This is a genomic window from Acinetobacter sp. YZS-X1-1, from assembly GCF_000804305.1.
GTDB classification, from domain to species: Bacteria; Pseudomonadota; Gammaproteobacteria; order Pseudomonadales; family Moraxellaceae; genus Acinetobacter; species Acinetobacter variabilis.
This window is the reverse complement of sequence record NZ_JWHB01000002.1, coordinates 94,146-112,713: the sequence shown is the minus strand read 5'-3', so window position 1 is coordinate 112,713 and position 18,568 is coordinate 94,146. Positions and strand designations below refer to the sequence as shown.

At 44.0% G+C, this 18,568-nt stretch carries 22 protein-coding genes; 9 read left to right on the top strand and 13 right to left on the bottom strand.

The annotated features are described in order from the left end of the window. Nucleotides 1-97 precede the first annotated feature (97 nt). The 5 genes from thyA (at nt 98) to msrA (ending at nt 3,812) form a co-directional block, all read left to right on the top strand. A complete protein-coding gene (gene thyA, locus RJ01_RS01830; protein ID WP_034169878.1) occupies nt 98-940 on the top strand; it encodes a thymidylate synthase in 843 nt (280 codons plus the stop codon). 98 nt (nt 941-1,038) lie between these two features. Then, nucleotides 1,039-1,551 (top strand): trimethoprim-resistant dihydrofolate reductase DfrA40, encoded by a 513-nt coding sequence (gene dfrA40 / locus RJ01_RS01825; RefSeq protein WP_005232285.1) that lies wholly within the window; start codon nt 1,039-1,041, stop codon nt 1,549-1,551. A gap of 26 nt (nt 1,552-1,577) precedes the next feature. Then, nucleotides 1,578-2,624, top strand: a complete 1,047-nt coding sequence (locus RJ01_RS01820; RefSeq protein ID WP_034169877.1) for a DUF4105 domain-containing protein — start codon at nt 1,578-1,580, stop codon at nt 2,622-2,624. 103 nt (nt 2,625-2,727) lie between these two features. Then, entirely contained in the window at nt 2,728-3,189 is a 462-nt protein-coding gene (locus RJ01_RS01815; RefSeq protein WP_034169876.1) for an META domain-containing protein, read from the top strand. Nucleotides 3,190-3,287: 98 nt separating this feature from the next. Beyond that, entirely contained in the window at nt 3,288-3,812 is a 525-nt protein-coding gene (gene msrA / locus RJ01_RS01810; RefSeq protein ID WP_004781907.1) for a peptide-methionine (S)-S-oxide reductase MsrA, read from the top strand. Nucleotides 3,813-3,900: 88 nt separating this feature from the next. Here the strand turns inward: msrA and RJ01_RS01805 are convergent, their stop codons facing one another. From RJ01_RS01805 to RJ01_RS01785, 5 genes are all read right to left on the bottom strand, one after another. Further along, the gene (locus RJ01_RS01805; RefSeq protein WP_004781905.1) at nt 3,901-4,305 is read right to left on the bottom strand and encodes a biopolymer transporter ExbD; all 405 of its coding nucleotides are present in this window, start codon (nt 4,303-4,305) and stop codon (nt 3,901-3,903) included. Further along, nucleotides 4,305-4,928: a MotA/TolQ/ExbB proton channel family protein gene (locus RJ01_RS01800; protein WP_004781903.1), complete on the bottom strand. Its 624-nt coding sequence runs from the start codon at nt 4,926-4,928 to the stop codon at nt 4,305-4,307. The genes RJ01_RS01805 and RJ01_RS01800 overlap by 1 nt, the downstream gene beginning before the upstream one ends. Before the next feature lie 25 nt (nt 4,929-4,953). Further along, nucleotides 4,954-5,724 (bottom strand): TonB-dependent receptor, encoded by a 771-nt coding sequence (locus tag RJ01_RS01795; protein WP_034169875.1) that lies wholly within the window; start codon nt 5,722-5,724, stop codon nt 4,954-4,956. A gap of 193 nt (nt 5,725-5,917) precedes the next feature. After that, on the bottom strand, nt 5,918-6,784 hold the full coding sequence (gene purU / locus RJ01_RS01790; protein WP_034169874.1) for a formyltetrahydrofolate deformylase: 867 nt from the start codon (nt 6,782-6,784) through the stop codon (nt 5,918-5,920). 49 nt (nt 6,785-6,833) lie between these two features. Then, the gene (locus RJ01_RS01785) at nt 6,834-7,565 is read right to left on the bottom strand and encodes a TetR/AcrR family transcriptional regulator (protein ID WP_034169873.1); all 732 of its coding nucleotides are present in this window, start codon (nt 7,563-7,565) and stop codon (nt 6,834-6,836) included. 115 nt (nt 7,566-7,680) lie between these two features. Here RJ01_RS01785 and RJ01_RS01780 point away from each other — a divergent pair, with 115 nt between their 5' ends. The 4 genes from RJ01_RS01780 to RJ01_RS01765 all read left to right on the top strand — a co-directional run bounded on the left by RJ01_RS01780 (nt 7,681) and on the right by RJ01_RS01765 (nt 11,584). After that, nucleotides 7,681-9,129, top strand: coding sequence for a coniferyl aldehyde dehydrogenase (locus RJ01_RS01780; RefSeq protein ID WP_034169872.1), 1,449 nt, complete (start codon nt 7,681-7,683; stop codon nt 9,127-9,129). A 165-nt stretch (nt 9,130-9,294) separates the two neighbouring features. Further along, nucleotides 9,295-9,531, top strand: coding sequence for a 50S ribosomal protein L28 (rpmB, locus tag RJ01_RS01775; protein ID WP_000048256.1), 237 nt, complete (start codon nt 9,295-9,297; stop codon nt 9,529-9,531). 16 nt (nt 9,532-9,547) lie between these two features. Further along, complete coding sequence (gene rpmG / locus RJ01_RS01770) at nt 9,548-9,703, top strand: 50S ribosomal protein L33 (RefSeq protein WP_001205031.1); 156 nt, start codon at nt 9,548-9,550, stop codon at nt 9,701-9,703. A gap of 153 nt (nt 9,704-9,856) precedes the next feature. Beyond that, on the top strand, nt 9,857-11,584 hold the full coding sequence (locus RJ01_RS01765) for a cation:proton antiporter (protein WP_034169871.1): 1,728 nt from the start codon (nt 9,857-9,859) through the stop codon (nt 11,582-11,584). Nucleotides 11,585-11,785: 201 nt separating this feature from the next. On the opposite strand, the gene RJ01_RS01760 is transcribed toward RJ01_RS01765, so the two are convergent. From RJ01_RS01760 to RJ01_RS01725, 8 genes are all read right to left on the bottom strand, one after another. Then, nucleotides 11,786-12,064 (bottom strand): hypothetical protein, encoded by a 279-nt coding sequence (locus tag RJ01_RS01760; RefSeq protein ID WP_004781893.1) that lies wholly within the window; start codon nt 12,062-12,064, stop codon nt 11,786-11,788. Nucleotides 12,065-12,168: 104 nt separating this feature from the next. Beyond that, nucleotides 12,169-12,672 carry a DUF6586 family protein gene (locus tag RJ01_RS01755; protein ID WP_034169870.1) on the bottom strand — a complete coding sequence of 168 codons (504 nt, stop codon included), beginning with the start codon at nt 12,670-12,672 and terminating at the stop codon, nt 12,169-12,171. Nucleotides 12,673-12,880: 208 nt separating this feature from the next. Then, nucleotides 12,881-13,132 carry an RNA-binding protein gene (locus tag RJ01_RS01750; protein ID WP_005232301.1) on the bottom strand — a complete coding sequence of 84 codons (252 nt, stop codon included), beginning with the start codon at nt 13,130-13,132 and terminating at the stop codon, nt 12,881-12,883. Nucleotides 13,133-13,215: 83 nt separating this feature from the next. After that, on the bottom strand, nt 13,216-15,204 hold the full coding sequence (locus RJ01_RS01745) for an ATP-dependent helicase (RefSeq protein ID WP_034169869.1): 1,989 nt from the start codon (nt 15,202-15,204) through the stop codon (nt 13,216-13,218). Between the two features lie 297 nt (nt 15,205-15,501). Continuing rightward, nucleotides 15,502-16,635: a glycerate kinase gene (locus RJ01_RS01740; protein ID WP_034169868.1), complete on the bottom strand. Its 1,134-nt coding sequence runs from the start codon at nt 16,633-16,635 to the stop codon at nt 15,502-15,504. 123 nt (nt 16,636-16,758) lie between these two features. Then, nucleotides 16,759-17,331: an HdeD family acid-resistance protein gene (locus tag RJ01_RS01735; RefSeq protein WP_005232306.1), complete on the bottom strand. Its 573-nt coding sequence runs from the start codon at nt 17,329-17,331 to the stop codon at nt 16,759-16,761. A gap of 125 nt (nt 17,332-17,456) precedes the next feature. Further along, nucleotides 17,457-18,215, bottom strand: coding sequence for a hypothetical protein (locus tag RJ01_RS01730; protein WP_005232308.1), 759 nt, complete (start codon nt 18,213-18,215; stop codon nt 17,457-17,459). A gap of 32 nt (nt 18,216-18,247) precedes the next feature. Next, entirely contained in the window at nt 18,248-18,445 is a 198-nt protein-coding gene (locus tag RJ01_RS01725) for a hypothetical protein (RefSeq protein ID WP_034169867.1), read from the bottom strand. Nucleotides 18,446-18,568 lie beyond the last annotated feature (123 nt).

Sequence of the window (18,568 nt, the reverse complement as noted above, 5' to 3'; positions counted from 1 at the left end):
GCTATGCGGAAGTGCTCAAAAAAATGTTATGATGAGCGCAATTTTAAATTGCCCAATTCAAAGAAAAGCAATTTGCAACAGATTTTAAGAGAGACCTATGCGCCAATATCTTGACCTTTTACAACATATCCTCGACAACGGCGGCGATAAAGGCGATCGTACCGGCACAGGTACACGTTCGGTATTTGGTCATCAGATGCGCTTTGATCTTTCCAAGGGCTTCCCTTTACTTACCACTAAAAAAGTTCATTTCCGTTCGATCGTGATTGAACTGCTGTGGTTCCTGAAAGGTGATACCCATGTAAAGTATCTTCAGGATAATAAAGTGACCATCTGGGATGAATGGGCCACTGCGGAACAGACCGCACGCTTTGGTCGTCCAGAAGGTGAACTTGGTCCAGTCTATGGCCATCAATGGCGTAATTTTGGTGCCACTCAAAATGCAGATGGCAGCTACAATCAGGATGGTTTTGACCAGATCAAATGGCTGATCAATGAGATCAAGACCAATCCAAATTCACGCCGTCTGATTGTGTCTGGCTGGAATCCGAATGAAGCGAGTCAGGTGGCTTTACCGCCTTGCCATACCCTGTTCCAGTTCTTTGTACATAATGGCAAACTGTCTTGCCAGCTTTATCAACGTAGTGCTGACGTATTTCTTGGCGTTCCATTTAATATTGCCAGCTATGCCCTGCTGACTCATATGATTGCGCAGGTGTGTGATCTGGATGTAGGCGATTTTGTCTGGACGGGTGGTGATACGCATTTATATGCCAATCATTTTGAACAGGCTAAACTTCAATTGAGTCGTGAGCCTTTAGGCCTGTGCCAGTTAAAACTGAATCCTGAAGTTAAAGACCTGTTTGATTTCAAATTCGAGGATATTGAAATTGTGGGTTATGAATCACATCCAGGAATTAAAGCGCCAGTTGCAGTTTAATTCCTGTTAAACCCCGGAAAATATTCAAATCCCACTTTGCTTAAAGTGGGATTTTGCATTTTAATAGCAATAATTTTTATCTGTTTTTGAGTATGGGTATGGCATTTCAGGATTTAGAAGTCGTTCATGTCGTGGCAATGGATCAGCAGCGCTGTATTGGTAAGGACAATGACCTGCCTTGGCATATCTCAGCAGATCTCAAGCACTTTAAGGAAATCACTCAAGGCGGCGTAATTGTCATGGGCCGTAAAACGCTTGAGTCGATGGGCCGTGCGCTGCCTAAACGTGTGAACTGGGTGATTACCCGCGATCCTGACTGGTCCTTTGAAGGCGTCAAAGTCGCGCATACGATTGAAGATGCCTTGACTCAAGCCGTGGCCGATGTGCAGGCTTCAGAAAAACCGAATGCTATTTTTATCATTGGCGGCGGTGAAATCTTTAAACAGACTCTGGAGATCGCTGATCGTCTGGAACTGACCCATGTTGAACTGGATGTACAGGGTCATGCCTACTATCCGGAAATTCCGGCCGAGTTCAAAAAAGTTGCGTCAGAACAACATATCGATGACAAAACCGGTATTGCATTTGAGTTCGCAACATACAGAAAATAAAGCCTATTTTCTATAAAAGATCGAACATGCAAGGACAAGAAAATTCAGAAAAGCATTGGAGCCTGTGGTTATTAGGGAGTCTGTTTAGTGTATTTGTCCTGTGTTCAAGCCTTTGGCTGAGCCTGATGCTCTGGGTACAACAACCCTTGGGCAAAATTGGCAGCATCATTCTGATTGGGCTCTGGCTTGTGTTTGCCTGTGTGGTCTTGGGCATTTATTTCACCAAGCATCTGATTTCCCGCCAGGTGGATACAGTGCTTTATTTGCTGGCCTTTCTGGTCAGCTTACTGGCTTATTTAAGCATGGAGCCTCGTCAGGATCGTGACTGGAATCCTGAAGTTTCCCGACTGCTCTCCTATGAGCAGCAAGGCAATCAAGTCACCTTGCACAATATCCGTAATTTTGACTGGCAAGGAGAGGGGCAATATACCGAACGCTGGGAAAGCCGCAGTTTTGATCTGAACGACATTACTGGGGTAAACATCATTACCTCCTACTGGATGGGGCCTAAAATTGCCCATACGCTAGTCAGTTTTGATTTTGCCAATCAGAAACCACTCGCCTTCTCGATCGAAATTCGCAAAGAAAAGGATGAGAAATTTTCTGCCATTGGCGGCTTCTTCCGAAAATATGAACTAAGTCTGATCGCCTCAGATGAAAAAGACATTGTATATACGCGTAGCAATATTCGTGGCGAGCAGGTTTACTTTTTTCCGGTAAAAATGCCACAAGCAGAAGCTCAAGCCCTATTTAAAGAATATCTGCGTAAGGCTGATGAACTGGCCAAAGCGCCTAAATGGTATAACACCCTGAGCAGTAACTGCACGACGCTGGTCTTTGATATGGCTCAGGCAGTATCTCAGCAACAGCTTCCTTCAGATTACCGCTTGCTGGCTTCTGGGTATTTACCTGATTATTTATATGATTTAAAAGCGCTAGATCAGCGCTGGGATATACAAACCTGGTATCAGCGTGCACATGTTAATCCACGAGTTAGAGATACCGGTCAGATCTCCAGTCAGGAGTATTCACAACGCCTGCGTCAAGGCCTACCTGAGTCGAATTCCAGATAATTTTCCAAGTTATCTAACTTAAAGAAAGATACAAAATCAACTGGCATATATTTAATTTTTTTGTTTATATACAAATAGCTAATTCAGAATTAGAGTCTCTCTCATGCTAAAAAAATTAACAGCAATCATGATTTTAGGTTCAGTCTTTGCTATGTCAGGTTGTGAAACCGTACCTAGTACCTCATCAGTCAAAACTGAAAATAATTTACAGCTCCTACAAAATCGTACCTGGATTGTGAACCAGATTGGTAATACCGAAATTACTACAGCACCGACAGCACGCAATATTCCAAGTCTGCAATTCGATGCAGCGACTCAACGCGTGTCTGGCGCAGATGGCTGTAACCGTATCATGGGCAGCTACACTGCCGGTAAAGATACTCTCAACTTAAGCCAGATGGCGAGTACCGAAATGGCTTGTCTGGATAATGACGGTCTGGATCAAAAATTTAAGGAGGCACTGAGCAAAGTGACCCATTATCAGGTCTATGGTAAAACCCTGAAATTAATGGACCGTCATGGCAATTTACTCATTCAGTTAGAAAATGCAGTACAGCCTCGCTAAGTTCTGACTACAAAAAGCCTGTGTCGTGCAGGCTTTATATCTTTCATACTCATATGAACATTCAATAATCAGCATTCTACAATGATGAGGACTTAACCATGCAACAAGCACTATTTGGTGGTGGATGCTTTTGGTGTACCGAAGCAGTATTCTTACAGCTTCAGGGCGTACAGAAGGTCGTCAGCGGCTATGCGGGTGGACAAAATCCTAATCCGACCTATGAGCAAGTCTGTGGCGGTGATACCAATCATGCCGAAGTGATCCTGATCGATTTTGATGAAAATCAGATTACGTATAGTCAGTTGCTCGAAGTCTTTTTCGCAACCCATGATCCAACGACATTAAACCGTCAGGGCAATGATGTCGGCACGCAATATCGTTCTGTAATTTATTATTTTAATGATGAGCAAAAAGAAACTGCACAGCTCACAATAGATTCATTGAAAGCTGAAGGACTGAATATTGTGACTGAACTTAGCCCTGCACCGACTTTCTACCCTGCCGAAGAATATCACCAGAATTTCTTTGCCAAGAATCCGAATCAGGGCTACTGTAATTTCGCGATTCCGCCCAAGCTGAACAAATTACAACACAAGTTTATGACGCTGCTTAAAACTCATTAAACTGGTTCTGCTTGATCGAATGCCCTATTAAATTAAGGCAATAAAAAAGCGACTGAGATCAGTCGCTTTTTTCATGGAGAGCAAAAAATTAATTATCGGTTGCAAAGGCAATATCGCTGAGTCCGGCTCCACTCGCGCGTGACATCACTTGAGCAACGGTGTCATAACGTGACTCTTTATCTGCTTTCAATACGATGGTTGGTTGACGCTGTGCCTGGCTCGCCTCATTGAAACGGGTTTCAAGTTGATCCAGGGTCAGTACATCGCCATTCCACGCTACATCACCTTTGGCATTGATGCTAATGGTGACATTTTCAGGTGGCAGATCAATAATTTCTGCAGTGGTTTGCGGCAAAGTTAATGGAATTGATGGGTTCGCAACGGTCGCTGTCACCAGAAAGATGATCATCAATACCAACATGATGTCGATCAAGGGAATGAGGTTCATCTCATTCATGCCTGTATCGTTGTCTTCACCCAATTGAAAAGCCATTAAGCTTGACCTCCAACTAAACTGTCTTGTGCTACTTTTGCATCAGCCTTCTTTGCAGAAGAATCCTGTTGCAACATGGTATCAATCAATAAGCTATGCGCATGGTCTTGCAATTCATTGCTTAAAGTACGGTTAACACGTACACAGATGTTATATGCAAGTACCGCAGGAATTGCCACAGCCAGACCTAGACCGGTCATAATTAGCGCTTCACCCACTGGAGTGGCTACTTGTGCCAGACCTGCCTGACCACTCTTACCCACGGCAACCAGTGCGTGAAAGATCCCCCATACTGTACCGAACAGACCGACAAAGGGTGAAATTGAAGCGATGGTACCCAAGACAGATACACCTTTTTCTGCATTGCCTTTTTCTAATGCGATCTGACGCAATAAAGCCTGCTCAGCTACAGCTTTACGTTGTTCAAATGCCAAAGGAGTCATTTTATTTTTCAATTGTCCTAATGCTTTAGATAACTGAGCATAGGCAATCTGTTTAAGTTGGCGAGTGCCCATCAAACGCAGCACAAAAATGGTCCATGTCGCAATCGACATTGCCAATAACACGAAATACAGTGTCTTACTGACTGCATCAGCATGTTGCCAATAAACTGAAAAGTTCATATTCGAACTCCTAATGGGTTAGCCGTTATTTGGTAATCTGAAAATCGAAAGGCTGTTCCACTCGGGTTGGATAAGCCACACCATTTTCAACATATTTGGTCAGTTGTGCACGACGTACCGCTGATTCAACTTTGCGCGTAACGGCCGGACTACAACTCGAATTTCGTGCGGTCGCAGAGACCACTTTCCCCTGCTCATTTGCAGATACATCCACCACCAATGAACAGGCTGATTTTAACTCTCCTGCCGAGAGCGACACTTTTGGTGCACGCTGCCAGGATACGCCGCCGCCAATTGCAACACTTTTCGGTGCTGGCGGTGCAGGTGGAGTCGGCGGTGCGACAGGTGCTGGTGGAGCAACCGGCGCAGGTGCCACTTTTTTAGTTTCACTCACGACCGCAGGAACCACTGGGCTTGGTGCCGGTTTGGCTTCAACTGGCGGTGCAGTAACAGGTTTAGGCGTTTCTGCTTTCTTCACCTGCTCAATTTTTTCTACTTTTTTGGGTGGCGGTGGCAGCGGTTTTTCTACAATTTTAACTTCTTTCGGCTTTGGTGGCTCTTGTTTAGGCTCTGGCGGCTTTGGCTTCGGTGGTAAAGGTTTTGGTGCTTCCTGAAGTTTGACGAAACGGACTTTTAGAGGCTCTTTATCGACTGGTTTCAGTTCAGGTGCTTTCATCTGGCTGACTGCCCATAAAAGACCCACGTGTCCAACCAGAACCGCCGCCAGAATAGAAACGACTTTCTTTTTCATCTGATTTGACGGTGGTGGTGTCATGGGAGCAGCAACTTGACTCATTAAATCTATTTACCTCGAAGAGATGATACGAAACAAACTATCAAGCTCATCGGTTAGCACAATTAAAGTATGCCAATAATAAATGAGAAGTGTTTTCATTTGCAACTACTAATCCCACTTTTCTCCATTATTTTTGTTTCAAACAAAAAAGGCATACTTAAAGTATGCCTTTTTTAAACAGAGATGCAAGCGCTTATTGGAACACGACAGTTTTATTGCCGTCGACAATGACACGGTCTTCCAGATGCCATCTCACTGCACGTGCCAGTACATTACGTTCAACGTCCTGACCCAGTTCACGCAGCTGTTCCACAGTAAAGTCATGGTTCACACGCTCTACATCCTGCTCGATGATTGGACCCTGATCCAGATCAGCTGTCACATAGTGTGCAGTTGCACCGATCAGTTTTACACCTTTGTCATAAGCCTGTTTGTAAGGATTGGCACCCACGAACGCTGGCAGGAATGAATGGTGAATATTGATCACTTTCATTTCCCATTTACTTACGAACTCTTCATCGAGAATCTGCATATAACGGGCTAATACCAGGAGATCGTTGCCCTGCATCAGTTCATCGATCTGTGCATAAGCTTCACGTTTGTTCTCTTTGGTCACCGGAACCACTTCAAACGGAATACCGAAGTTTTCGACTGATTCACGTAGAGTCTCGTGGTTAGATACTACTTTAGTGATTTCACATGGCAGACCGCCGCGTGCATGACGCCATAGCAGTTCAAGCAACGCATGGTCGACTTTAGAAACCAGAATACCGACCTTCTTCACATCACTGACCAGTGCCAGACGCCAGTGCATGCCATAGCGCTCTGCAACATTAACAGCAAAAGTCTGCAACAGGCTTTCTTTGCGGCTTTGCAGATTGTCCAGTTCAAACTCAACACGCATGAAGTAACGTCCGCCCTGCGCTGCTGTCGCGTATTGATCAAGCGCCGTAATGTTGGCACCCTGATGATACAAGAAGCTTGAAACAGCCTGCACGATGCCCGGCTTGTCTTCACAAGTAATCAATAAACGTGCGGTATTAGCAGTCGTCATATTCATGTTGGTTAAGGTCACTAATTAGTTAAATTAAAAAAATAAGCCGAGTATTCTAACGCGTTTCTTGGATATTCTGAATAGTTTGTTCAGATTCAGGTGGTTTAGGCGACGATAGACTGGCAAACAGCTCTGAAGAACCAAACGAATTGAGCAGGCTTTCATACGTTTGACGGCTTTCACCGCGCAGGTAAGCACCTTCCAGAAACACCATCTGACGCAGTGCTTGCCAGACCCATTTTTCTTCCAGAGTGTTGGAATCGGTAATATGCCCCGACATATACAGGAAGTTGGTCCAGTTGGTCAGTACAATCCAGAGGTTAATGATCAGCGCTTCAATTTCTGAATCGGTCATTTCCATCAAGCCGGCATTTACGAAGGCTTTATAAATTTTTTGTCCCTGCTGCATGACCTGTCCGGCAAAGCGTGGATAAAGCTTGCGGAAATCTTCGTTATTTTCGACCAGATGATAAACATCACGATGCAGAAAACGATAAGCCCAAAGCTGACTGCTCAGTACCTGAAAATAATGAATCTTATCATTGGCATCCAGAGCACGATCTTCCGGAAGTGCCAGCATTTCCAGCGTCTGATGCTGATACTGCTCCATCAGTTCCTTGATAATTTCATTTTTATTACGGAAATGGTAATACAGATTACCTGGACTCATGCCGAGTTCAGCAGCAATATGATTGGTGGTTACAGATCGTTCGCCACGTTCATTAAACAACTGCAAGCTGAGCTGTAAGATACGCTCTTTGGTTTTTAACGTTTTGGTTTGGGACATCCTAAAATAACCATTCAGTTCATGCATTAGCAAGGCTAACACACAAAGTAACTTGACTAATTAGAGTATTTGCTCTAAAAATTAATTAATCGATTTTGAATAATGGTAGTGCGGCATGAACAGTCACACAAAAACAACTTCAATGACACCACATTTTCTTGATAGCCAGTACCTCAATGAAATTCTGGCTCAACAAAAACACGCCTACTTACGCTACCCACTGCCGACTGCAAAGGAACGTATCGATCGTTTAGCTCGGCTTAAGCGTATCTTAGTTAAGTATCAAGATCAATTTGCCGATGCAATTAATCAGGACTATGGTAACCGCTCTGTGGGGGAAACCAAAATTGGTGAGTTACTGACTTGTCTTGAACATATTAAATATTACAGCAAAAACCTGACCGGCTGGATGAAACCGTCCAAGCGTCATGTTGGTATTATTCACCAGCCGGCAAAAGCCTGGGTACAGTATCAGCCTCTAGGCGTGATCGGCATCATCGCGCCGTGGAACTACCCTTTATTATTATCCATCGGCCCTCTGATCTGTGCGTTGGCTGCGGGTAACCATGCCATGATCAAAATTTCTAGTTCATCGGCTGCTTTTGGCAAGGTATTGGAAAAAGCCTTAGCTGAAGCTTTTCCTAAAGAACTGGTTGCCGTGGTGAATGGTGGCGGTACGGTATCTGATGCCTTCTGCCGGCTGGTTTTTGACAAGATGATCTTTACCGGTTCAACAGCTGTCGGTAAAACCGTGATGGCAGCGGCTGCTGAAAATCTGGTACCAGTAATCCTGGAACTGGGTGGCAAGTCCCCTGTACTGGTGCATCCATCGATTGACCTGCGTGATGTGGCTCAGCGTATTGCCGTGGGCAAGCTCTGGAATGCCGGACAGACCTGCGTAGCGCCGGATTATATGTTCCTGCCACGTGGCAAAACTGCCGAGTTTATCGATCATTTTAAAGCCTGTGTCGAAAACATGTATCCGGACATCAGCCATAATCAGGATTACACCTCGATTATCAATGACAAACAGTACAACCGCTTGCAAGGTTATCTAGATGATGCCCGTGAGCAAGGTGCGCAGATTATTGAAATCAATCCGCGTAATGAATCGCCAGCAGCCCTGCGTAAAATTGCACCGACTATTGTGACCAATGTCATGCCAAGCATGCAGATCATGCAGCATGAAATCTTTGGGCCGCTCCTGCCGATCATGGAATATGATCAAATTGACGACGTCATCGACTTTATTAATAGCCGTCCGCGTCCACTTGCATTATACTATTTCGACTTTGATCAGGCGCGTGCTGATTATGTCGCACAGCGTACCCATTCAGGGCATTTCGGGCAAAATACTGTATTAACCCATGTCGCACAGGACGATCTGCCATTTGGTGGTGTCGGTGCTTCCGGTATGGGTAAATATCATGGGCCAGAAGGCTTCTTCAGTTTGTCGCATGAACGGTCAGTAATGTCGAATCCTAAGCTGTATAGCTTGAAATACATTCTGCCTCCGTTTAATAAGCCGATCCATAAGCTGATTTCGAAGACACTTCTTCGATAAATGATCAAGGCATGAGCTATCACACGGGCTCATGCTTCGTTTTAGATAAAATCGCTTGTCTTTTAAGCGCATTTTTGATATAAAACGCCCCTTGAATGAATTCAATCCGTTTATTTTTGACTGGCCATACAGATTTGCTGTTGGCTAAATCAATGGAGTTACACCATGTCTAAGGTTTGCCAAGTTACCGGCAAGCGTCCAGTCGTTGGTAACAACGTCTCACACGCCAACAACAAAACTAAGCGCCGGTTCGAGCCGAACCTGCACCACCACCGTTTCTGGTTAGAAAGCGAAAAACGTTTTGTACGTCTTCGTTTAACCACTAAAGGTATGCGTATTATCGACAAATTGGGCATTGAAAAGGTTGTTGCTGACCTTCGTGCTCAAGGTCAAAAGATCTAAGTAAGGAGTCAGGACAATGCGTGATAAGATTCGCTTAGTTTCTTCAGCTGGTACAGGTTATTTCTATACCACTACTAAGAACAAACGTACTATGCCGGAAAAAATGGAAATCAAAAAATTTGATCCAAAAATCCGTCAACACGTAATCTTCAAAGAAGCTAAAATCAAATAATTTTAGTTTTTTGAAAAAAGCGACCTTCCCGGTCGTTTTTTTTTGCATTTTTTTTATGCGGCTTGATAAACTTTCTGTCTCTTCTGGCATTTTCTGTGCTTATTTCCCATAAAAAACTGAAATTTCATAAAATTTATTTTAAAGGAGTGTTTAGTGCCACATGACGTAGAGCTCATTATCCTGTTAGCTGTCGGTTTTGGCTTGGCCCTGGTTTTTGGCTATATCGCTGCACGTCTACGCCTTCCCCCACTGATTGGTTATCTGGTTGCCGGGATTCTGATTAGCCCGAACACCCCAGGCGTGGTCGGAGATGTGCATCTGGCGAACCAGCTGGCCGAACTTGGCGTCATGTTCCTGATGTTTGGTGTCGGGATGCACTTTTCCCTCAATGACCTGATGCAGGTCAGGCGTATTGCCTTGCCGGGTGCGGTATTGCAGATTGTAGTCGCAACACTGCTCGGAGTCGGAGTCTCTATGCTCTGGGGCTGGAATTTTGGCTCCGCCCTGATCTTTGGTTTAAGCCTGTCTTGCGCCAGTACCGTCGTGCTTCTTAAAGCCCTGGGTGATCGTGGCCTGCTCGAATCCATTAACGGGAAAATTGCAGTCGGCTGGCTGCTGGTTGAAGATCTGGTCATGGTGCTGGCACTGGTATTATTACCTGCAACTGCAGTACTGCTCGGTGGTCAGGCCCTGGAAGGCAGTAGTAGCGATCAGAACGTCTGGATCACCTTAGGCATTACCCTACTTAAAGTAGCCGGTTTCATTGCCTTCATGCTCATTATTGGTAAACGTTTAGTGCCGATGATTATGCAGGTGGTGGCACGCTTAGGCTCTCGTGAGCTATTTACCTTAACCGTCGTAGCTGCGGCCGTATCAATAGCTTTTGGAGCTTATAAGGTCTTTGGCGTGTCCATGGCACTCGGTGCATTCTTTGCCGGGATGGTGGTCAAAGAGTCCGACTTCAGCCACCGTGCTGAGGAAGAAACCTTACCGTTGCGTGAAATCTTCTCGATTCTGTTCTTTGTTTCGGTTGGTATGCTGTTTGATCCGCGTATTCTGATGGATCAGCCGTTTCATGTATTGGCGGTGCTCGGTATTATTATGATCGGTAAAACCATCGCAGCGATGGCACTGGTGCTGTTCTTCCGCTATCCGATTAATACGGCGCTTACCGTCGGTGCTTCTCTGGCACAAATCGGTGAATTCTCCTTTATTCTGGCCGCGCTTGGCGTATCACTAAATCTATTGTCACTCGATGGGCAAAACCTGATTCTGGCCGGCGCCCTGATTTCGATCACCCTGAACTCATTTATTTTCTCTGCAGTAGAACCAGTACAAAAATGGATTCGCGAACGTTCGTCTCTCGCGCGTTTATTGGAGCGTAGTGGTGATCCGCTTGCCATGCTACCGGATGAAGTCTCGCAGGACTATCTGCGCGATCAGGTGGTGATTGTCGGGCATGGTGAAGTCGGTCGTCGGATTACCCTATCCTTAATGAAACAAAATATTAAGGTAGTTATTGCCGAAGAAAATCGTGAGATCGTAGAGAACTTGCGTAAAAAAGGCATTGCAGCAGTTTCTGGTGTCGCAACTGAACCTGGTGTGCTGATTCAAGCTCATATTCAGCATGCACGTCTACTGGTGATCTCACCAATGGATATTATTGATATCCACAAAATCGTGGATATTGCCAAGACCCTAAATCCTGCTATTCAGATTCTGCTATGTGCGGAAAGCAAGGAAGAAGCTGAAGTGATTCGCCGTGACAATATTGGCGAGGTGTACTATGCCAAAGAGGAGATGGCGAGAAATATGAGCAATCATATTTTGAACCAGATCGAGATTGCGCATAACCATCCACCTACGCATTATTCAGGCTGATTTTTTAAAGAAGTTGTCAGAATTGGCAACTTCTTTTTTTATTGATTGGACTGAAATTTATCATATCGGCAAACCATAAAATTTCAGATTACTTTTCTGTTTAATAGACTTAATTTTTCTCTTATTCTCTATTTTTCTCATTTTATAAACACAAAAAAAGCACACTTCAAGTGTGCTTTCCTGCTCGCCAGGGTAGGCAATTTAACTCATATATTTGGGCTCTTCATCCACAACTTCAGCTTGCCATTCATTGACCTGCTGTTCCAGCAAACCATATAAAGCGGCCTGAATCATGTGTTGTGCAATCACAGGCGTTTGATCACCCAACAGGGCTTTCACCTCGTCATTAAACTGAATCATGACTAATGGCTGTTTTTTTGAGCCCGCATTTCGTAATGCCAACGCGCCACCTTCAAGTTGAACGAGTTCCAAAATCGCGTCTTGATTACCAAATAAATCTTTCAACTGTTCTATAGACATATATCCTCCATGTTCAACATGGTGGCAAAGAGCAATTGCACTTTGCATCATTAGAGTAATTGATATAGGGTTAATAATCGCAATTTCAAGTACAGCTGATCAGATTAAAATTCAACCATCTCATTACGAAAACCATCAATAAGCTGCGTCAGGTCACGATGCCATTCTCGTAATATAGCAGTATCAGGTAACCAGGCTTGTGGTGTCTGTGTGACTTTAATGATGAGATTTGAAGAAGTTTCGTCTTCGGGTTGTGGCGAACTTGGCTCTGGCGCATATTGGCAGAGACGGTAAGCACGTTTCAGTTCAGCCAAAAAACCATCTTTGGATAAATGCTGTAATACGGTCACTTCAGGTGACACCTGACCCTTAGCCGCCATAAGCTCTTCAATTGATTTCAGCGTCGGACTCAGGTCATTCAGACGGTAATAGCGTACCAGTTCTTGTAAAAAGGCCAGCAGTGCCCCATGCAGATGGAATACAGCAGCTTCACGATGAGCTTGTGCCTGCTGCACATGATCAGTCTGTTCAGCCTGCTGACAGGCCAGACGAGCGAAATAAAGTTTTTGATTGGTACGGTCCGCATGATAGCGAGCAACTCGTGTCATCGAGATTTCCTAAGCATTAAAACAAATTTTGGCTCTTATAAAGTAAAACGTACGTTCGCATTACGCAATGCAAGATTGTCTACGCTGTCGATCTATTCTGCATGATCTTGATACTTCAGACTGCTGATATTGACTCTTCAGTAAAAATCCAAACCTTTTTAAGGGCAAAAAAAAGAGCATCACACATGCTCTTTTTTATAAGGTATTATTAAGCCTGTGGCTTTTCTTCAGCTTGCTTCACACGAATCCCCTGACCATGCAAGCGCAGTGTATTTAAACCTTTAATTGCTTTAACAGCTTCACGGCCATGCGGCATTTCTACGAAAGCAAAACCTTTAGACTTGCCTGTTTCTGCATCCATGACTAGCGCACAAGATTCAACAGTACCGTATTGCTGAAACAGGGTCAGCAATTCAGCTTCTGTTACAGTGCGTGCCAAGTTACGAACTAAAATTTTCATCGGATAACCTTAAGAAGATAGGCAAAAATAATCAAAAAGCACGTGCCTACTCTACTTTTTGCGTCAAACCCAGAAAGGATAGTTTAATCGAGATCAATCCCAAAATCTAAATTAATCGACTGGCGCTCCATTAAAGCACTTTTCACAGTCTGTTGACGGGTTTTGTAATGAGTTTCTGTAACACATAAATTACGGTTCAGATTATTAAGAAAATAGCTTTCAATTTTACGTCCCTGCTCATCTACCGTTTCACGCGCCCAGTGATTGAGGTTTTGCTTGGTCAGAATCAGCTCATTCTGTGCACGAGTCAGCGCCACATACAGCACACGACGCTCTTCCTCGACATCATCGAAATCTCCTTGCGCACGTGCATGCGGATATTGTCCCGGCGTGACATTGGCCACATAACAGACTTTCTGTTCCGTACCCTTGGCCGAGTGAATGGTAATGAGGGTCACTACATCCGTATCCGACTGGCGTTCAATTTCAGAAATAGAGACCGGATCGAGCACATATTCTTCCAGAAATTCACTCACTTGAGCATGTTTAGAAGCTAGCTGTTTAACCAATTCAAAATCACCCTGACGGCGATTCCAGTCCTTTTTATAGTTCTCGGCCAGTTGTGCTTCAATGGCTTGGACTGCCAGACCAACACAGGCCTGTACTTCGGTTTTGAGTACCGCCATTTGCTTCATGATCAAAATGGTTTCTAGCGGGATCTTGCCAAATTTTTCCAGCTTGTCGGCAATCTTTTCCATCTCTGGCTCAGCTAAAAGCTGCTGTGACAGTTTGCTTGCACCGACATCACCGACACCATTCCATAATGTCAAAAAGCGCATCCAGGCAATATCATCCAGCGGGTTCGCCACCACACGCAACAGGCTGAGCAGATCTTTTACATGTGCAGTTTCTAACAGTTTCATCCCGCCAATGAATCGATACGGAACATTGGCCGCGATGCAGGCTGCTTCAATATGTCGCGCTGCATAACTGGAACGTACCAGCACCATATGATCGGACCATTTGCTGCCTTGCAGATAATGGCGCTCTTTTATATCAATCGCGATCCATTTGGCTTCATCAAATTCATTCGGGAAAATGTGCATCTTCGGCTTAATGCCTTCACCACGATGCGCATCCAGACGTTTGTCATATTTGATTTCGGACTTATCCAGTAACCAATTGGACAGGTCCAGAATTTCCTGGGTTGATCGGTAATTCTTTTCTAGTTTAAAAATTTTTGCATCCGGCACACGCTCTTTGAAATGGTGAATATTTTCAAAATCGGCACCGCGGAAACCATAAATCGACTGCGCATCATCCCCAACACAGAATAGGCTAATATGTTCTTTGAGAGGTTCCAGCAATGCCCATTGCAGTGGATTGGTATCTTGCATTTCATCCACCAGCATATGTCGACAGATCGAAGCCACATAGTCCACCAGACCTTCAGACTGTGCCAAAGCAGTCGCCACCACAGCGAGGATATCGTCATAATCCAGAAAGCTACGCGCACGCTTACGTGCTTCATATTCCTTCATAATGTCGGCAATCTGGTCTTTGAGTGCCAGATATTCCGGCATCTGCTTTTCCAAAGACAGACTCAGTTTTTGCCGGGTATTCCGCGCAAAAGAATATAAATCACAGAGTTCTTGTGGCTTTGGCAGGTAATTCGGATTTTTCTTGTCATCACGCCCGCGAATCAGACGGAACATCATCAGCTGATCATCACGGTCAATAATTGAAAACTGTTCCAGACCAAAAGCCTTTGGAATTCGGCGCAGCAGATACATACAGAAGGTATGAAACGTCGATGCACGTAAGCCTTTGGCCTGTTCACCGAGTGCCAGTTCCACTCGTGCCACGATTTCACTCGCCGCACGACGAGTAAAGGTCAGAATCTGAATCTGATTCGCTGGTACACCCTGATCAATCAGATAAGCTGCACGCGCCACGATAGTTTTGGTCTTGCCACAGCCCGCCCCAGCCAAAACCAAACTGTGCTTTGCTTCTGTTGTTGCAGCTTGCTTTTGTTGCGGATTCAGTTCATCTATCAGGGAGGCTAAACTCATGGTCACTCATCAACTTGTGGATAGGTGTAGTTTAACAGATCACTCTTATTATAGCTTTGAGCTGCTCTGAAACAGACCGAACTTTTATTCTTAATTCGCTATAGGGTTGACGGCATGAATGCCATCTGCTGGATTGGGGTATGGGATATACCCTCAACCTAGCAAAGGATTTGTGTTACCTTGCGAACTCAAAATATATTTTGAGGATTCTCATCCTTGAAAAGTAAAATCTGCTTATGCGTTTATATTTGTCTTTTTATCAAGCTTTTGTGGCAATGACCATCTTACTCAAACACCCTATTCCTGAATATTTTGAACGGTTTGAACAACTGCTTTTTCCAGATTAATTTCTGCATTCTTTAAGGCTTCTTCCAATAAACAATCTGGTGGATTAATTCCGACAATCTGGCTAAATCCAGTCTGATACAGTGACTCAATCCCTTCACCGACCAAACCTGCAAACGCAATTAACGGTTTATTCAATTGCTGGGCGACCTGAGCCACACCAAATGGGGTTTTTCCTAAAGCGGTCTGATGATCGATCTTGCCCTCGCCAGTAAGAACATAATCTGCATCTGCAATTTTTTCCGCTAGTCTATTTTGTTCCATAATTAACGTTACGCCGGATTGCAGCTTTGCTCCTGCAAACACCATCAACCCAAAACCTAACCCACCGGCTGCCCCTGCGCCGGGAAAGTTTTTAAAAGAAATATCTAAGCTTGTTTCAACCAGATCAGCGAAATGACTCAAGTTCCGATCCAGTTGTTGCACCATTTCCAATGTTGCACCTTTCTGCGGCCCAAAGATCGCTGAAGCACCATTCGGTCCACACAGTGGATTATTCACATCTGAAGCAATCAGGATTTCTGTATTGTTTAAACGAGTATCGAGTTGGGAAAAATCAATTTGATCAATCTGATCCAGATTACCACCACAGACCTGAATTGATTCTCCCGCAGTATTTAAGAATCGGGCTCCTAAAGCCTGAGCCATTCCAGCACCACCGTCATTGGTCACACTACCACCGAGCCCGATAATGATTTTCTTTACGCCAAGCTCCAGCGCCTGTTTGATCATTTCCCCTGTGCCATAAGTCGAGGTCAACATGGGATTACGTTGGGAACTTGCTAATAAATGAATGCCATTAGCCTTGGCCATTTCAATCACTGCGGTCTGAGCAGCATCAACCAAGCCAAAGTAAGTTTCGATCGACTGACTGGCTAATGGTCCAGTGACTTGGCACGTTACTCGTTCACCCTTTAGGCTTAAAATTAATGCATCTACAGTTCCTTCACCACCATCTGCCATTGGTAAAGTAATACAATTTGCATCAGGAAAGACCTGCAAAATACCACGCTGCATCGCCTGACAGGCCTGTTCGGCAGTCATACTTTCCTTAAATGAATCGGGAGCTAGAACAAAGATTTTCATGAATATGATCGGCCGCGTTATAGGTTTTATACTAATTTGAAATGCATACCCATCTTACAGGCAAAGCTGAACATACCAATAAAAAAAGAGCGCTCATTGCACTCTTTTTTATACTGGTCTTACTTAAATATCTGCGGAGCTTTTTGGAACACGATGCTTGATATAGGAAGCTAAAGTCAGATAATTAATCCCTTGGAACAAAATATCGATTGCCAGAAAAGCACCTAGAACCCAGAACGGTGCATTCGGTGACAATAGAATCAGGATACCTGTAGCTAAAGTTAAAATCCCGGAAAATAAAGTCCAACCCCAGCCGCGAAATGCTTTAAAGATAAAAGCATTCAAGACGCGAATTATTCCCGCCACAATCAAAGCAATCGCAAGCAGATTGGTCAGTACAATCGCAGTTTTCGCTGGCGTGCTAAAAGCATAATATCCCGCAATAAAATAGATGATACCGAATAGCAGCCAGAGCCAGCGAAATGTCCCATCGAAGATTTTAATCCCGGCAATCAGATGAACTACCCCACCTATCATCATCAGGACCCCAAACAGGAATACTACAGATAAGGTGGCAAAAGGCAGCGACGCTAACAGTACAATTCCAAATAACACTAATAAGGCACCCAGGCCTAAATACCATTTACGGTTTTCATGCAATTGATGCCGAACCAGATCATTTCCAACAGTCTTCATATTCTTCTCAAGTAATTGGCTATGACTCTGATTATGCTCTTAAATCATGGAGAAATTTGTTAGAAATTGACTGAGTTTATCTATAAAAATAGTAACTTATGCCGGTTTATTCAGCACTTCGTTAATTATTTTTTCCAGCCAAGTTCAATCGCCGTGATTTCATTAATCAGAGTCTGATTTAAAGATTCTGGCATTTTACTGGTGCTTTGCGATACTGGAATGTGCCCTGCCATTAGCTCAGCTTTGGTTTGGGGAAATAAAGGCTGCTGATTGGGATTAGCATAACCGACGGGGTATATCGGCTGGCCTGTAGTGAGATCATATTTATCTGAAGCACCAAAGGTATGCAGTAATTCATGCACCAGCACAATCTTATTCTGGTCAGACTGTCTGCTTGAAGCAAATAGATTGACTGAACCAATCCGGCCTTTTTGCAGAGCCGTAGAATGTTTTAATTGCTGGGTGTGTGCAGGATCATAATAATTTAAAAAGAGAGTAACGTTCGAGGAAGGATCTGAACCTTGCTGCTGTTGCCAGGCATAGAAACGGAATTTCAGACTCCATAAAATGGTGCCAAGTAAGGAGGCCTGCTCCGGCACTTTAGGTGGCAATTCTTTGAGTTCATGTCCCAGATTAAAATAAAAATAAGTGGGCTGTCCACGGTACTGCTGGGCCGCTTTTTCCAGATATTCTTGTGTCCCTTTTAGATCCTGAGCAGACAATTGCTGGATATATTGCTGTGTAGTCGCCAATCCATCTGCATTGATCGGATGCAACAGAACAAAGATTGGTTTGTTCCAGTCCTGATTCTGATCTCGATAAGCATTTACTGCCACCACAAATAAAATCATCAATAAAATCAGGATTCGGATTTTTTTCCACATATGAACATGCCAATATATAGTTTATTTAAAAGTTATTTTTGTTTCGTTTTTTGATCTTCAGAGCGCAGATATAAAACACAGCTCAAAGTAACCAGCGACATAATAATCACCAGAATAATCATCATTCCGCGATCCATAGGAATACCCATTTCATTAATCTTTCCAAGCATGAAATACAGGATAGATCCTAATCCGATACTTAAGAACAGGAATTTATCTAGCCAAGTCATCGATGATTCCTATTTTAATCTTTTATTATTTAACGCCTAGAATATCCTAGAACTGTGTTGATCAAAAATACTTAGTTATAAAAAAATGCCGACTTTCGTCAGCATTTCCTTGATGTCTGATAG

What these genes read in the sequence shown, in the direction of transcription:
- thyA (WP_034169878.1), top strand. Translation starts at nt 98, where the DNA reads ATGCGCCAATATCTTGACCTTTTACAACATATCCTCGACAACGGCGGC.
- dfrA40 (WP_005232285.1), top strand. Translation starts at nt 1,039, where the DNA reads ATGGCATTTCAGGATTTAGAAGTCGTTCATGTCGTGGCAATGGATCAG.
- RJ01_RS01820 (WP_034169877.1), top strand. Translation starts at nt 1,578, where the DNA reads ATGCAAGGACAAGAAAATTCAGAAAAGCATTGGAGCCTGTGGTTATTA.
- RJ01_RS01815 (WP_034169876.1), top strand. Translation starts at nt 2,728, where the DNA reads ATGCTAAAAAAATTAACAGCAATCATGATTTTAGGTTCAGTCTTTGCT.
- msrA (WP_004781907.1), top strand. Translation starts at nt 3,288, where the DNA reads ATGCAACAAGCACTATTTGGTGGTGGATGCTTTTGGTGTACCGAAGCA.
- RJ01_RS01805 (WP_004781905.1), bottom strand. Translation starts at nt 4,305, where the DNA reads ATGGCTTTTCAATTGGGTGAAGACAACGATACAGGCATGAATGAGATG.
- RJ01_RS01800 (WP_004781903.1), bottom strand. Translation starts at nt 4,928, where the DNA reads ATGAACTTTTCAGTTTATTGGCAACATGCTGATGCAGTCAGTAAGACA.
- RJ01_RS01795 (WP_034169875.1), bottom strand. Translation starts at nt 5,724, where the DNA reads ATGAGTCAAGTTGCTGCTCCCATGACACCACCACCGTCAAATCAGATG.
- purU (WP_034169874.1), bottom strand. Translation starts at nt 6,784, where the DNA reads ATGAATATGACGACTGCTAATACCGCACGTTTATTGATTACTTGTGAA.
- RJ01_RS01785 (WP_034169873.1), bottom strand. Translation starts at nt 7,565, where the DNA reads ATGTCCCAAACCAAAACGTTAAAAACCAAAGAGCGTATCTTACAGCTC.
- RJ01_RS01780 (WP_034169872.1), top strand. Translation starts at nt 7,681, where the DNA reads ATGAACAGTCACACAAAAACAACTTCAATGACACCACATTTTCTTGAT.
- rpmB (WP_000048256.1), top strand. Translation starts at nt 9,295, where the DNA reads ATGTCTAAGGTTTGCCAAGTTACCGGCAAGCGTCCAGTCGTTGGTAAC.
- rpmG (WP_001205031.1), top strand. Translation starts at nt 9,548, where the DNA reads ATGCGTGATAAGATTCGCTTAGTTTCTTCAGCTGGTACAGGTTATTTC.
- RJ01_RS01760 (WP_004781893.1), bottom strand. Translation starts at nt 12,064, where the DNA reads ATGTCTATAGAACAGTTGAAAGATTTATTTGGTAATCAAGACGCGATT.
- RJ01_RS01755 (WP_034169870.1), bottom strand. Translation starts at nt 12,672, where the DNA reads ATGACACGAGTTGCTCGCTATCATGCGGACCGTACCAATCAAAAACTT.
- RJ01_RS01750 (WP_005232301.1), bottom strand. Translation starts at nt 13,132, where the DNA reads ATGAAAATTTTAGTTCGTAACTTGGCACGCACTGTAACAGAAGCTGAA.
- RJ01_RS01745 (WP_034169869.1), bottom strand. Translation starts at nt 15,204, where the DNA reads ATGAGTTTAGCCTCCCTGATAGATGAACTGAATCCGCAACAAAAGCAA.
- RJ01_RS01740 (WP_034169868.1), bottom strand. Translation starts at nt 16,635, where the DNA reads ATGAAAATCTTTGTTCTAGCTCCCGATTCATTTAAGGAAAGTATGACT.
- RJ01_RS01735 (WP_005232306.1), bottom strand. Translation starts at nt 17,331, where the DNA reads ATGAAGACTGTTGGAAATGATCTGGTTCGGCATCAATTGCATGAAAAC.
- RJ01_RS01730 (WP_005232308.1), bottom strand. Translation starts at nt 18,215, where the DNA reads ATGTGGAAAAAAATCCGAATCCTGATTTTATTGATGATTTTATTTGTG.
- RJ01_RS01725 (WP_034169867.1), bottom strand. Translation starts at nt 18,445, where the DNA reads ATGACTTGGCTAGATAAATTCCTGTTCTTAAGTATCGGATTAGGATCT.